This is a genomic window from Rhodopseudomonas palustris HaA2, assembly GCF_000013365.1.
GTDB lineage: Bacteria > Pseudomonadota > Alphaproteobacteria > Rhizobiales > Xanthobacteraceae > Rhodopseudomonas > Rhodopseudomonas palustris_J.
This window is the reverse complement of sequence record NC_007778.1, coordinates 2,373,155-2,386,319: the sequence shown is the minus strand read 5'-3', so window position 1 is coordinate 2,386,319 and position 13,165 is coordinate 2,373,155. Positions and strand designations below refer to the sequence as shown.

The window sequence follows — 13,165 nt, the reverse complement described above, 5'->3', positions numbered from 1 at the left end:
CTCAATCATTGTCGGTTCCTTGCTGCCACTTGCGGCGCTGCATGCCGAACCAGGAGATCGAAATCGCCGCCAGCAGGAACGGGATCATCGCGGTGGCGATCGCCGCGCCCTCGCCGAGCCGGCCGGAGAGAATGCCGCGCTGATAGCTCAGCGTCGCCATCAGATGCGTGGCGTTGACCGGCCCGCCGCGGGTCAGCGCCCAGATCAACTGGAAATCCGTGAAGGTGAACAGCACCGAGAACGTCATCACCACGGCGATGATCGGCGTCAGCAGCGGATAGGTGATGTAGCGAAAGCGCTGCCACGCGGTGGCGCCGTCGAGTGTCGCCGCCTCGTACAGCGACGGCGACACCGTCTGCAGACCTGCCAGCAGCGTGATCGCCACGAACGGCACGCCGCGCCAGATATTGGCGAAGATCACGGATGCGCGCGCCCAATTGGGGTCGCCGAGGAAATTGATGTTCTGGTCGATCAGGCCGAGCTTGATCAGCGACCAGGAGATGATCGAGAACTGCGAATCGTAGATCCACCAGAACGCGATCGCCGACAGCACGGTCGGCACGATGAACGGCACCAGCACCGCGGCGCGGATCATCGCCTTGAACGGCATGTGCCGGTTGAGCAGCAGCGCCAGATACAGCCCGACGGCGAATTTGATGGCGCTGGCGACCGTCGTGTAGAGGATGGTGTTGAACACCGACAGCCAGAAGATCGAATCGTCCCACAGCCATTCGTAGTTCTCGACGCCGACATAGACGCCGTCGCGGCCGATCCGCGCGTCGGTGAAGCTCATCCAGACGCCGAGGAACAACGGATAGGCCAGGAACAGGATCAGGAACGCCGCCGCCGGCATCATGAACCACAGCGCCAGCCAGTTGCGGTTGGTCGAGAGCCGCTGCCACGCGGACGCGCTCCCCTGCGACCGCGCCGGCACCGATGTCTGGATGCTGGTCATCGCGGGGTTCTTTCTGGTGGCGGACTAGGCTGGTTCATCATCACCGACCCGTTGTTGCTCTTGGTCATACCCGGGCTCGTCCCGGGCATCCACGTACTGAGTCGCCATGCCCGTTGCCGTGGATGGCCGGGACAAGCCCGGCCATGACGGTGCGTTCTTAACCCGTCATTGCAAGGAGCACCCGGATCGGCGCTTCGCGCCGTCCGGGCACAGGCTCCACGACGAAGCAATCCAGGGGCTCGTTACGCGTGGCTCTGGATTGCTTCGCTGCGCTCGCCATGACGCCTCCCCTAAGCCCGGAAGATGCGCTTCGCCGCGCGTTCGGCGCTGCTCATCGCCGTCTTCACGTCTTCGCGGCCGGTGCAGTAGTTGGCGAACATGTCGACGACGACGAAGTCGGCGATCGCCGCCGCCGCGTTCTCGCCCATCTGGCCGTCGCCGGCGGGCGTGGAGGCGGTGCGGCCGACGTCGCGATACGGCGTGTTCTTCGGGTCCGCGGTCCACATCGGGTTCTTCTCGAAGTCGAGCAGGAACGGCGACAGATAGCCCTGCGCCGCCTCGACCCACGGGTTGAACTGTTCCGGCTCCATCATGAAGGCGGTGAACGCCTTGCAGGTCTGCGGGAACTTGGTGAAGTTGTAGATCAGGATCGGGAAGCCGAGATGCAGCTCGCGGGTCTTGCCGCTGACGCCGGCGGGCAGATGCGCGTGGCCGATGTCCGCCGCCATCTCCTTGTTGTCCTTCTTCGCCGCCACGTAGATCGAGATGCCGTTGACGGTGAGATAGAGCTGGCCGGCGAGGAACGCCTTGTTGTTGGAGGCGTCGTTCCACGACGCGGTGCCGGGAATGAAGTTCTCGTACAGGCCCTTGACGTAGTCCAGCGCCTTGGCGGTCTCCGGCGAATTGACGACGACCTTGTTGTCCTTGTCGATCAGCTTGCCGCCATGCGCCCACAGCGCCCAGTGCACCCAGCCATTGGCGTCGCCCGAGGCGTGGCCGAGCGCCATGCCGCCCGGCGTGCCGTTCTTGTTCATGGCCTTCATCAGGTCGGAGAAGCCGGCGAGATCCTTGGGGAATTCCTTGTGGCCGGCCTTCTCGGCGGCGCTGATCCGGTAGTTGACGAGGCCGCCGGTGGCGGCGACCGGAATGCCGATCCACTTGCCGTTGTACATGCCGTAGGCCTTGCCCGACTCCGTCCATCCGCCGCATTTCTTGGCGAGATGATCGGCGACGTCGGTGACGTCGGCGCATTTGCTGGGGAACAGGAACGGCAGCGAATACAGCCCCCACACCATGTCGAGCCCCTGCCCGGTGTTGGCCGCAACCGAGGCTTTCGGCTGGATGTCGTCGTAGGATTCGTTGGAGACGTTGATGGTGACGTTGTTGGCTTTCTGGAACGCGTCGACGATCTTCATGAAAGCCAAGTCCTCGGCTTCGACGAAGCGCTTCCAGCGCAGCAGATTGATCTTAGCGCCGGCTTCCGGCTTCCACGGCGAGGTCTGCGCCCAGGCCTTGGCGTAGCCCAGCAACTGATCCGCCGACATGGTCGCCGCCGCGGCCAGTGTCAGCGCGCCACCTTTCAGCAACGAGCGGCGATCGAATGTGAAGTCAGTCATCGTCCGTTCACTCCTCTGTATTGCTTATTTGGTCCTGATTGCGATCGTACTCGTCTTGTCACTTCCTTCGTCGATCCGGAACGCCGTTCGATCGGAACGGTCAGAGCCGCGCGCCGGTCTCCCTGTCGAACAGATGAGCGACCTGCGGCCGCGGCTGCAGATGGATGACGTCACCGGGCTGCACCCGGTGCCGCTCGCGAAACACCGCGATGATCTCCTGCGCGCCGACGCGGGCGACGATCTGGGTTTCCGATCCGGTCGGCTCGACCACCACCACCTCCGCCGCGATGCCGGTGTCGGCGAAGTCGAGATGCTCGGGGCGGATGCCGTAAGTGATCGGACGCCCGTTGCCGCCCGCCGGCGCCTCGGTGATCGGCAGCCGCGCGCCGTTCGCGGTCTCGACGAAGGGCTGGCCGCCATCGACCGTCAGCGTGCCGTCGAGAAAGTTCATCGCCGGCGAGCCGATGAAGCCGGCGACGAATTTGTTGGCGGGGTTGTCGTAGAGATCGAGCGGTGCGCCGATCTGCTCGACGATGCCGTCCTGCATCACCACGATCTTGTCGGCCATGGTCATCGCCTCGATCTGGTCGTGGGTGACGTACACCGTCGTGGTCTTCAGCCGCTGATGCAGCTCCTTGATTTCGGTGCGCATCGCCACGCGCAGCTTGGCGTCGAGATTCGACAGCGGCTCGTCGAACAGGAACACCTGCGGATCGCGCACGATCGCCCGGCCCATCGCGACGCGCTGGCGCTGGCCGCCGGAGAGCTGCCGCGGGAAGCGGTCGAGCAGTTTGCGCAGATCGAGAATGTCGGCGGCGCGATTGACCTTGTCGTCGATCGCCTTCTGGTCGGCACCGCGCAGCTTGAGCGAGAAGCCCATGTTCTGGGCGACGGTCATGTGCGGATACAGCGCGTAGTTCTGGAACACCATCGCGATGTCGCGTTCCTTCGGCTGCACGTCGTTGACGATGCGGTCGCCGATCGAGATCGTCCCGGAAGTGATTTTTTCCAGCCCCGCGAGCATTCGCAGCAAAGTCGACTTGCCGCAGCCCGAAGGGCCGACCAGCACCACGAAGGCGCCGTCCTCGATCGGAACCGTCACGCCATGCAGGACTTCGAAGCCGCCGAATGATTTCCGCACGTCGTGAATCTGCACCGACGCCATACGTCACCTCCCGGGCCGGCCTGTTGAATGCGGTCGTTGCCGCAGGCCGGATGTTTGTTGACGAAGCTCTTACCAGACTTTTGCAGAGCTGTCGCGCCGACAAATTAACTCGCGCCATCGGCATCTCCGCCAATTGCGGAGCCGCACACGGCATGTCAGCATGCGCCGCCGCCGAATGAATCACCATCAATAAGCTCGAGACGCCCGAACAACGGGCGTGTGCGCTGCGGGAGAAACGATGACCAAGATCACCCCGGGGACCGCCCGACGCAAACTGCGTTCCAGCGAATGGTTCAACGATCCGCACAATCCGGCGATGACCGCGCTGTATCTCGAGCGCTATCTGAACTACGGACTGACGCGCGGCGAACTGCAGTCCGGCAAGCCGATCATCGGCATCGCCCAGACCGGCAACGACCTGTCGCCGTGCAACCGCCATCATCTGGAACTGGCGCAGCGCGTGCGCGAAGGCATCCGCGCCGCCGGCGGCATCGCGATGGAATTCCCGGTGCACCCGATCCAGGAAACCGGCAAGCGGCCGACCGCGGCGCTGGATCGCAATCTGGCTTATCTCGGTCTCGTCGAGGTGCTGTTCAGCTATCCGCTCGACGGCGTGGTGCTCACCACCGGCTGCGACAAGACCACGCCGGCCTGCCTGATGGCGGCGGCGACCGTGAACATCCCGGCGATCGTGCTGTCCGGCGGGCCGATGCTGAACGGCTGGCACAATGGCGAGCGCTCCGGCTCCGGCACGGTGGTGTGGAAATCACGCGAGCGTCTCGCCGCCGGCGAGATCGACTACGAGGAATTCATGGAGATCGTGGCGTCGTCGGCGCCGTCGGTCGGCCATTGCAACACCATGGGCACCGCGTCGACGATGAACTCGCTGGCCGAAGCGCTCGGCATGTCGCTGCCCGGCTGCGCCGCGATCCCGGCGCCGTATCGCGAGCGCGGCCAGATCGCCTACGCCACCGGCGTGCGCGCGGTCGAGATGGTGTGGGAGGATCTGAAGCCGTCCGACATCCTGACGCGCGAGGCGTTCGAAAACGCCATCGTGGTCAATTCGGCGATCGGCGGCTCGACCAACGCGCCGATCCATCTCAACGCGCTGGCGCGCCACATCGGCGTCGAGCTTTCGATCGACGACTGGCAGAGCATCGGCCACAAAATTCCGCTGCTGGTCAACATGCAGCCGGCGGGATTCTATCTCGGCGAGGAATATCACCGCGCCGGCGGCGTGCCGGCGGTGGTGCGCGAGTTGATGCAGCACGGCAAGATTCACACGGACGCGCTGACGGTGAACGGCCTCACCATGGGCCAGAACTGTGCCGGCGCGCCCGCGCCCGACGGCGACGTGATCAAGTCCTACGACGGACCGCTGGTGCAGGACGCAGGCTTCCTGGTGCTGCGCGGCAATCTGTTCGAGTCCGCGATCATGAAGACATCCGTGATCAGCCTCGAATTCCGCGAGCGCTATCTGTCCAGCCCGAACGACCCCAACGCGTTCGAGGGCCGCGCCATCGTGTTCGAGGGGCCGGAGGATTATCACGACCGGATCGACGATCCGGCGCTGAAGATCGACGAGCACTGCATCCTGTTCGTGCGCGGCACCGGGCCGATCGGCTATCCGGGTGGCGCCGAAGTCGTGAACATGCAGCCGCCGGCGGCGCTGATCAAGCGCGGCATTCACTCCCTGCCCTGCATCGGCGACGGACGCCAGAGCGGCACCTCGGGCTCGCCGTCGATCCTCAACGCGACGCCGGAGGCCGCCGCCAATGGCGGGCTCGCGATCCTGAAGACCGGCGACCGCGTCCGCATCGATCTGAACACGGGCAGCGCCAATATTCTGATCAGCGACGACGAGTTGAAGCAGCGCCGCGCCGAACTCGAGGCGCATGGCGGCTTCGCCTACCCGAAGCACCAGACGCCGTGGCAGGAACTGTATCGCCAGACCGTGGGCCAACAGGCCACCGGCGCCTGCCTCGAACTCGCGACGCGCTACCACGACATCGCCGGCACGGTCGGCGTGGCGCGGCATAATCATTGATGCGCCCGTGCTGACGAAGGACCTCTCCTCGCGTAGCAGCCGAACCTCTCCCCGCGTGCGGGGAGAGGTCGGAAGTTGCGCGCAGCGCGACTTCCGGGTGAGGGGGCGCTTCGACACGGCCGAGCCGCTCGGCCTCGCCGAGACGCCCCCTCACCCCAGCCCTCTCCCCGCACGCGGGGCGAGGGAGCGCACCTCATGCGCGGCGAGGGCCAACACCTAGCTCAAGCAAGAAATGCACGAGAGGAAACACCATGTCCGACCGACTGAAAGGCAAGCGCGCATTCGTCACGGCAGCGGCGGCGGGGATCGGCCGGGCGTCGGCGATCGCGTTCGTGCGCGAGGGCGCCGAGGTGTTCGCCACCGACATCGACGAGGCCGGGCTCGCCTCGCTCGCCAAGGAAGGCATCGGCGAAGCGGCGAAACTCGACGTACGCGACAGCGACGCGGTGGCCGCGATCGCAAAGCAGGTCGGCGCCGTCGACATCCTGCTCAACGCCGCGGGCTTCGTGCATCACGGCACCGTGCTCGACTGTTCGGACGCCGATTGGGACTTTTCGTTCGACCTCAACGTCAAGTCGATGCACCGCACCATCCGCGCGTTCCTGCCGGGGATGCTGGAGAAAGGCGGCGGTTCGATCGTCAACATCTCGTCCGCCGCCGGCGTCTTCAAGGCGGCGCCGAACCGCTACGTCTATGGCGCGACCAAAGCCGCGGTCGCAGCACTCACGCGCGCGATCGCCGCCGACTTCATCACCCGCGGCATCCGCTGCAACGCGATCTGCCCGGGCACGATCGAGACGCCGTCGATGCTCGGTCGCGCCGCCGCCGCGGGCCCTCAGGGCCGCGAGATGTTCGTGGCGCGCCAGCCGATGGGTCGGCTCGGCACCGCCGAGGAAATCGCAGCACTCGCGGTGTATCTCGCCAGCGACGAAAGCGCCTTCACCACCGGCGTCGCGCACATCATCGACGGCGGCTGGACGTTGTAAGGCTCTCTCAATGATTGGAGACCGTCATTGCGAGGAGCGAAGCGACGAAGCAATCCATAGCGCCGAGCACGTGCCGCGGGATTGCTTCGCTTCGCTCGCAATGACGGAGAGATACTGAGAATTGGACAGAAAGGCGCGTCAACCATGAACACCATCGATCTCAACCATCGCTGCGCCGTGGTCACCGGCGGCGCGCAGGGGTTCGGGCGGGCGATCGCCGAGCGGTTTGCGGCGTCGGGTGCGCGGGTGGCGATCTGGGATCACGACATCGCGCTGGCCGAGACCACCGCCAAGGAAATCGGCGACGATGTCGTCACCGCCTATCAGGTCGACGTCACCGATCCAGCCGCGGTCGACAAGGCGCGCGACGCGACGATGGCAGCGTTCGGCAAGATCGACATTCTGGTCAACAATGCCGGCATCGCCGGCATCAACAAGACGGTGTGGGACACCGACTACGAGGAATGGCGTAAGGTGCTGCGGATCAATCTCGACGGTCCGTTCATCGTCTGCAAGTCGATCGTGCCGTTGATGATCGCGCACAAATACGGCCGCATCGTCAATATTGCCTCCATCGCCGGCAAGGAAGGCAACCCCAACGCGGCGCACTACTCGGCCTCGAAAGCCGGGCTGATCGCGCTGACCAAATCGCTCGGCAAGGAGCTGGCGTCCTATGACATCGCCGTCAACGCGGTGACGCCGGCGGCGGCGCGGACCGCGATCTTCGATCAGATGACGCAACAGCATATCGACTTCATGCTGTCGAAAATCCCCAAGGGCCGCTTCGTGCTGGTGGAAGAACTGGCCGCGATGGTGGCGTGGCTAGCGTCGGAAGACTGCGCGTTCTCGACCGGCGCGGTGTTCGACATTTCGGGCGGCCGGGCGACGTACTGAACGAAGGCTGTACGACCAACCGTTCGTCATTCCGGGGCACGACAGCGAAGCTGGCGTGAACCCGGAATGACGAACGAGATCAAGTGTTGTGCGGGGCGCGGTACGGCGCGTCAGGGGAACGGGTCGAACTACCCCCTGCCCTTCGTCCTGAAGATCACCGGCAGGCTGAAGGTCAGGCCTTCGTCGGCGATCAGCGGCGGCGGGGCTGGGACCGGGTCGGAGCGCTTGATCATGTCGAGGGCGGCCTGATCGAAGGCGGCGTCGCCGGAGCCTTCGACGATCCGGGTCGAGAGCACGTGGCCGACCCGGTCGAGCTCGAAGCTGACCACGATCCGCACGTTCTTCTGGCTGCCGTCCTTCGGATAGCGCTTGTGCTTGTCGAGATAGGCGACGAGCTCCTTCTGCCAGGTGGCGCGGATGCGCTGCGCGGCCTGACCGACGCCCTGGGCGGGCGCGACCGAGCGCGGGCCTTCCTTGGCGGTCTCGTTGCTCGGCATCGCGGTGGCTTCGGCGGCGACCGACTCGGTCGAGGCCTGCTGCTGCACCACGGCCTTTTCCTTGACCTCCTCGTCGGGCTTCTTCACCTCCTGCGTGGTGACGACCCGATCGGCCTCTTCGGTCTCCTGCGGGACGTCCTTGGGCAGGTCGGTTTCCTGCACCTCGGCCTTCTGCTCGTTGAGCGCCGGTGACGCGGCCGACGCATCGGTGTCCGGACCGGGCGGCAGATCGGTCGCCTCGTGCTTCGGCGACATCATCTCGAGGCCGACCTCGATCGCCGGCGCGCCGAGCGCGTCGTCGTCGACCTCCACATCCCGATTCGCCATCGCCAGCGCGACGCCGCCGACATGCAGCGCGACCGCGGCGACGCCGGCGATCAGCCAGAGCGTGCGCGAGGACTGGTGGGAGAAATCGTACTCGGTCATGCGCTACTGCGCCTCCGGAGTTCGCCCTGGCACGCCTTCCAGCGCCACCAGCTTGATCTTGGCGTAGCCGCCGGTGCGCAGCATTTCCAGCACGTCCATCAGTTCGCCATACGGCACAGCACGGTCGGCGCGCAGGAAGATGAAGCGGTCCTTGGTCATATCCGGCATCGCATCCAGCGTCCGCACCAGATCGACGCGCTTGACCTGCTCCTCGCCGATCGCCACCGCCAGATCCGGCTTGATGCTGACATAGGTCGGCTTGTCCGGGCGCTTCTGCGGCGTCGCGGTCGAGGTCGGCAGGCTGACCGGCAGATCCACCGTCGACAGCGGCGCCGCGACCATGAAGATGATCAGCAGCACCAGCATCACGTCGATGAACGGCGTGACGTTGATCTCGTGGGTCTCGTCGAAATCGTCGTCGAGGCCGTCGGAATCGTTGAGCGAGACCGCCATCGCCTACTCCGCCGCGCGCGCGTGCCGGCCGGTGCCGTGGCTGCGATCGAGATCGCGCGACAACAGCCGCAACGCCGCGCCCGACGCCCGCGCCACCATTTCGAGATAGACCTTAATCTCGCGCGAGAAGTGATTGTAGATGATCACCGCCGGAATCGCCGCGACCAGGCCGATCGCGGTGGCGAGCAGCGCCTCGGCGATACCGGGCGCCACCACCGCCAGATTGGTGGTCTGCGATTTCGAAATGCCGATGAAGCTGTTCATGATGCCCCACACCGTGCCGAACAGGCCGATGAACGGCGCGGTCGCGCCGATGGTGGCGAGGAAGCCCATGCCGTGGCGCATGTGCCGCGACTCGGCGCGGACGATTTCGCTGAAGCTCGACGCGGCGCGCTCCTTGATGCCCTCGTCGCTGGCGAGCCCGGCCGAGACCCGCGCCTCGCGCAGCGCCGCCGCGAGCAGCATCGACACCGGGCTGGTCTTGTCGCCGAGCGCGAGCTGCGCTTCGGACATCGATCGCGCGTCGGCGATCTGCTTCAGCGCCGAGCGCAGCCGCCAGCGAGCGCGGCCGAGTTCGATCTTCTTGGCGATGAGGATGGTCCAGGTGATCATCGAGGCGAGCGCCAGACCGACCATCACCGCCTTCACGACGATATCGGCCTGCAGGAACATCGACCACGGCGACAGTTCCGTGAGACCCGGCGCCACGCTGCCGTTCGGCGTGGTCCCGGAGGCAGGCAAGGCCTGGGTTGCGGCCTGGGTCGCGCCGGTGGTCTCGGGCGCGGTCGTCCTCTCCGGGGCGGCCGCCGGCTGTGCGGCGGAGGGCGTCGACATCGCCGGAGACGGTTGCGCGGGCGCCGGCTGCGCAAACACCGACGCCATCGGCGCGAGCATGATCGCGGCAACCAATGCGACGGTGATCGATCGAATTTTCGACAGTTTCATACTTCGGCCCAGTAGCGGATGAGGTTGTGATAGATACCGGTCAATTTGACCGTTTCAGGGTCATCTCGTCCCAGCCGCTCGACGAGAGCCTGAATGGCCCCGTCGAGGTCGTAGATCATGCTGCGCGCATGGGCATCTCGTATCATGCTCTGCAGCCAGAAAAAAGACGCGACCCGCGCACCGCGCGTGACCGGCGTGACCATGTGCAGGCTGGTCGACGGATACAGCACGCAATCTCCCGCCGGCAGCTTGATCTCGTGCGAGCCGTAGGTGTCTTCGATCACCAGTTCGCCGCCGTCGTATTCGTCCGGCTCGGAGAGGAACAACGTCACCGACAGATCGGTACGGATCCGCAGCCCGGTGAGCGGATCGCCGCGCACCGCGTTGTCGACGTGAATGCCGAAATGATGATTGCCCGCCGCGGCATAGCGGTTGAACAGCGGCGGGAAGATCTGCAGCGGCACCGCCGCCGAAACGAATTTCGGATTGGCGGTCAGCGCCTGGATGATGCGACGGCCGAGCGCACGGGCGAGCTCGCCGTCGGGCGGAAGCTGCTCGTTGCGCTTGACCATGGCCGACTGCGCGCCGGCGGTGGAACGGCCGTCTTCCCAATCCGCGGCATCCATGACGTGGCGGAACTCCGCCACCTCATGCCTGGACAACACATCGGGAATGCAAACCAGCATGGCAGCTCCGGTGGCGACGCGCGTGTCAGAGCGCGGCGCGCAAACTGAGCCAGACCGAACGGCCCGGCGCGATGAACACGAACGGCGAGTTGCTGCGATAGAACGCGTCGTAATAGGTCGTGTTGAAGATGTTGTTGACCGACAGCTTGGCGGTCAGGTGCTTGTCGACCTTGAATTCGACGAAGCTGTCGAACCGCCAATGCTCCGGCAGCACGTTGCCGTTGATGGCGCCGAAGGTGCCGCCGTAGATCTTCGAGGCGTAGGTCGCCTGCCCGCCGACCTCCCACTGCTCGCCGATGCGATATTTGGTGAGCACGTTGAACGACTGGTGCGCGATGTTGGCGAGCTTGGCGCCGACCTGGGTCGGATCGATCGATTGCAGCACCTCGCTCTCCATCAGCACCAGACCGCCGAACACGCTCCAGCGCTCGGTCAGCTTGCCGGAGACGCCGAGGTCGATGCCGCGCACGCGATAGACGCCGGTGGACAGGATGGTGCTGCCCTGGGTCTCGCGCGCGTTCGATTTCTCGGTCTGGAACAGCGCCCCGGTCACCAGCAGGTGCCGATCGAACAGTTCCCATTTGGTGCCGACCTCCGCCGCCTTGTTCAATTCGGGCGACAGCGCCTGGAAGGTGGTGTTGTTGACCACGAGGCCGCCATAGGCGGTGCCCGAAGCGTCGAGTTCGGCGCCGACCGGATTGCTCGAGGTGGCGTAGGCGGCGTAGAGGCTGGCGTAAGGCAGCGGCTTGACCACGCCGCCGACATTGTAGTTCCACATCCCGGACTGCACGCCGGTCGATGTGCTCGCGGTGTGGCCGGTGATGCTGTAGTCATCGTAGCGCACCCCGCCGTTGAGGATGACGAAATCGTTCCAGTTCGCGGTTTCGATCAGGTAAGCGGACTTGGTGTCGACGGTGATGAAGGTCGGGTTGTAGGCGCGCTGCGGCGTGCTGGCGAACTCGAACTCGTTCGGCGGCGACAGCAGCGGCACGGTGATGCGGCCGCCGGTCTGGAACCCGGTCAGTTCCGAGGTCAGCCCCGCATAGGTGTCGCGCATCACGCTCTCGCGCGAGATTTCGGCGCCGCCGATCAGCGCGTGTTTCACCGGACCGGTGTCGAATTTGTAGGTCAGGTCGGTCTGGTTGGCGAGCACGTTGGTGACCTGATAGCGACTCTGCGAGGCGAGCTGCACGGTGGTCGCGGTCGGATTGCTCGGCAGTGTGCCGATGTAGTCGAGCACCGAACGGCCGGCGCGCGAACGATTGCTCAGCGTCAGATCGGGGGTGATGGCGAACTCGCCGATCACGGTGCCGAAATCCTGCTGCGCCTTCTGGAAGTCGCGATTGATGAAGCCGTAATAGGTGTCGCGCGGAACGTTGACGCTGGTCGAAGGCTTCCGCAGCGTGGTGTTGTAGGGCACGCCGAAATCCGGCAGGCCGTCGAGATCGGTGTGGACGTAGTTGGCGGTGACCTTGACGGCGTCGGTCGGCGTCCACTTCACCGCGGCGAGCGTGCCCCAGCGGTCGTCATAGACGTAGTTGCGCCCGGCGACATTGGCCTTCTGATACAGGCCGTCGAACCGCACCGCGAGCGTCGGGCTGATCACCTGGTTGACGTCGACGGTGACGCGCTTGGTGGCGTCGGTGCCGAAGGTGGTCTCGGCCTTGGTGAAATTGCCGGCGGTGGTGGCCTGCTTGGTGACGATGTTGATGGCGCCGCCGGCGGTGCCGCGGCCGGCCATGGTCGAGGCCGGGCCGCGCAGGATCTCGACCTGCTCGGTGAAGAAATTCTCGCGGATCGAGATCGCGGGATCGCGGATGCCGTCGATGAACACGTCGTTGCGGGCATCGAAGCCGCGGATGAAGAAGCGGTCGCCGAAGGCGTTGCCGCCCTCCCCGGTACCGAGCGTGACGCCGGCGGTGGAGCGCGCGATGTCGCGCAGCGAGGTGGCGTTCTTGTCTTCCAGGATCTCTTTGCTCAGCACGGTCACGGTGCGCGGCGTGTTCAGCAGCGGCTCGGTGAACTTGGTGCCCGACAGCCGGTCGACCTTGTAGGGCGCATCCGCGTCGGCATAGGGGTTGCGATCCGCCGACAGCGCGCCGGCATTCGGGAACGGTACCGGCGCCACCTGAGCCGGCTGAGCCCGCCGCGCCGCGCGACGCAGCGCGGTGCGGGCACGGACCTGGTCGGGCGTCGGCTTCGCCGCCGGACGCGGTCGCGCCACCGGGGCGTCGACGGTGACCGCCGGAAGGCTGGATTGTTGCGCCTCGGCGCCGCCGATCGACGCCACCGCGATCATGCCGGCGACGGCCGACACTTTGCGGCCGTAGTGATTGTCGAGTTCGTCGTTGAAAGTCCGGATCGATGCTTCCGCGCGCAACGATCTCGGCGCCTTTGCCCCATTCATATCGCCCATCGCCCCCGAAAAGTGCAGTTGCTAATTACCTGCAGCTTCCCGTGGTATCGGCCGCCATTTTGAGGGTCAACTTGCGCGC

11 protein-coding genes are annotated in these 13,165 nt (G+C 65.6%); 3 read left to right on the top strand and 8 right to left on the bottom strand.

What is annotated here, in order from left to right; translation table 11 throughout:
* Window position 1: 1 nt before the first annotated feature.
* From RPB_RS10550 to RPB_RS10540, 3 genes are all read right to left on the bottom strand, one after another.
* The gene (locus RPB_RS10550; protein ID WP_011440992.1) at window positions 2-955 is read right to left on the bottom strand and encodes a carbohydrate ABC transporter permease; all 954 of its coding nucleotides are present in this window, start codon (window positions 953-955) and stop codon (window positions 2-4) included.
* 290 nt (window positions 956-1,245) lie between these two features.
* Complete coding sequence (locus RPB_RS10545) at window positions 1,246-2,571, bottom strand: ABC transporter substrate-binding protein (protein WP_011440991.1); 1,326 nt, start codon at window positions 2,569-2,571, stop codon at window positions 1,246-1,248.
* A 100-nt stretch (window positions 2,572-2,671) separates the two neighbouring features.
* Window positions 2,672-3,736, bottom strand: a complete 1,065-nt coding sequence (locus tag RPB_RS10540; protein ID WP_011440990.1) for an ABC transporter ATP-binding protein — start codon at window positions 3,734-3,736, stop codon at window positions 2,672-2,674.
* Between the two features lie 238 nt (window positions 3,737-3,974).
* Between RPB_RS10540 and RPB_RS10535 the strand changes: the two genes are divergently transcribed.
* The 3 genes from RPB_RS10535 (at window position 3,975) to RPB_RS10525 (ending at window position 7,663) form a co-directional block, all read left to right on the top strand.
* Window positions 3,975-5,783 (top strand): IlvD/Edd family dehydratase, encoded by a 1,809-nt coding sequence (locus tag RPB_RS10535; protein ID WP_011440989.1) that lies wholly within the window; start codon window positions 3,975-3,977, stop codon window positions 5,781-5,783.
* Window positions 5,784-6,034: 251 nt separating this feature from the next.
* On the top strand, window positions 6,035-6,769 hold the full coding sequence (locus tag RPB_RS10530) for an SDR family oxidoreductase (protein ID WP_011440988.1): 735 nt from the start codon (window positions 6,035-6,037) through the stop codon (window positions 6,767-6,769).
* A gap of 144 nt (window positions 6,770-6,913) precedes the next feature.
* The gene (locus tag RPB_RS10525; RefSeq protein ID WP_011440987.1) at window positions 6,914-7,663 is read left to right on the top strand and encodes an SDR family NAD(P)-dependent oxidoreductase; all 750 of its coding nucleotides are present in this window, start codon (window positions 6,914-6,916) and stop codon (window positions 7,661-7,663) included.
* A 128-nt stretch (window positions 7,664-7,791) separates the two neighbouring features.
* On the opposite strand, the gene RPB_RS10520 is transcribed toward RPB_RS10525, so the two are convergent.
* From RPB_RS10520 to RPB_RS10500, 5 genes are read right to left on the bottom strand one after another with little or no spacing between them, the layout of a single operon-like run.
* Window positions 7,792-8,586 (bottom strand): cell envelope integrity protein TolA, encoded by a 795-nt coding sequence (locus RPB_RS10520; protein ID WP_011440986.1) that lies wholly within the window; start codon window positions 8,584-8,586, stop codon window positions 7,792-7,794.
* Between the two features lie 3 nt (window positions 8,587-8,589).
* A complete protein-coding gene (exbD, locus tag RPB_RS10515; RefSeq protein ID WP_011440985.1) occupies window positions 8,590-9,039 on the bottom strand; it encodes a TonB system transport protein ExbD in 450 nt (149 codons plus the stop codon).
* 3 nt (window positions 9,040-9,042) lie between these two features.
* Window positions 9,043-9,984, bottom strand: a complete 942-nt coding sequence (gene exbB, locus RPB_RS10510) for a tonB-system energizer ExbB (RefSeq protein WP_011440984.1) — start codon at window positions 9,982-9,984, stop codon at window positions 9,043-9,045.
* Complete coding sequence (locus RPB_RS10505; RefSeq protein WP_011440983.1) at window positions 9,981-10,670, bottom strand: Fe2+-dependent dioxygenase; 690 nt, start codon at window positions 10,668-10,670, stop codon at window positions 9,981-9,983. Before RPB_RS10505 ends, exbB begins: the two co-directional genes overlap by 4 nt.
* A 25-nt stretch (window positions 10,671-10,695) precedes the next feature.
* Entirely contained in the window at window positions 10,696-13,077 is a 2,382-nt protein-coding gene (locus RPB_RS10500) for a TonB-dependent receptor (protein ID WP_011440982.1), read from the bottom strand.
* Window positions 13,078-13,165 lie beyond the last annotated feature (88 nt).

Excerpts from the sequence above, each read along its gene's own strand:
- RPB_RS10540 (WP_011440990.1), bottom strand. The coding sequence starts at position 3,736 with ATGGCGTCGGTGCAGATTCACGACGTGCGGAAATCATTCGGCGGCTTC.
- RPB_RS10545 (WP_011440991.1), bottom strand. The coding sequence starts at position 2,571 with ATGACTGACTTCACATTCGATCGCCGCTCGTTGCTGAAAGGTGGCGCG.
- exbB (WP_011440984.1), bottom strand. The coding sequence starts at position 9,984 with ATGAAACTGTCGAAAATTCGATCGATCACCGTCGCATTGGTTGCCGCG.
- exbD (WP_011440985.1), bottom strand. The coding sequence starts at position 9,039 with ATGGCGGTCTCGCTCAACGATTCCGACGGCCTCGACGACGATTTCGAC.
- RPB_RS10525 (WP_011440987.1), top strand. The coding sequence starts at position 6,914 with ATGAACACCATCGATCTCAACCATCGCTGCGCCGTGGTCACCGGCGGC.
- RPB_RS10535 (WP_011440989.1), top strand. The coding sequence starts at position 3,975 with ATGACCAAGATCACCCCGGGGACCGCCCGACGCAAACTGCGTTCCAGC.
- RPB_RS10520 (WP_011440986.1), bottom strand. The coding sequence starts at position 8,586 with ATGACCGAGTACGATTTCTCCCACCAGTCCTCGCGCACGCTCTGGCTG.
- RPB_RS10500 (WP_011440982.1), bottom strand. The coding sequence starts at position 13,077 with ATGAATGGGGCAAAGGCGCCGAGATCGTTGCGCGCGGAAGCATCGATC.
- RPB_RS10550 (WP_011440992.1), bottom strand. The coding sequence starts at position 955 with ATGACCAGCATCCAGACATCGGTGCCGGCGCGGTCGCAGGGGAGCGCG.
- RPB_RS10530 (WP_011440988.1), top strand. The coding sequence starts at position 6,035 with ATGTCCGACCGACTGAAAGGCAAGCGCGCATTCGTCACGGCAGCGGCG.
- RPB_RS10505 (WP_011440983.1), bottom strand. The coding sequence starts at position 10,670 with ATGCTGGTTTGCATTCCCGATGTGTTGTCCAGGCATGAGGTGGCGGAG.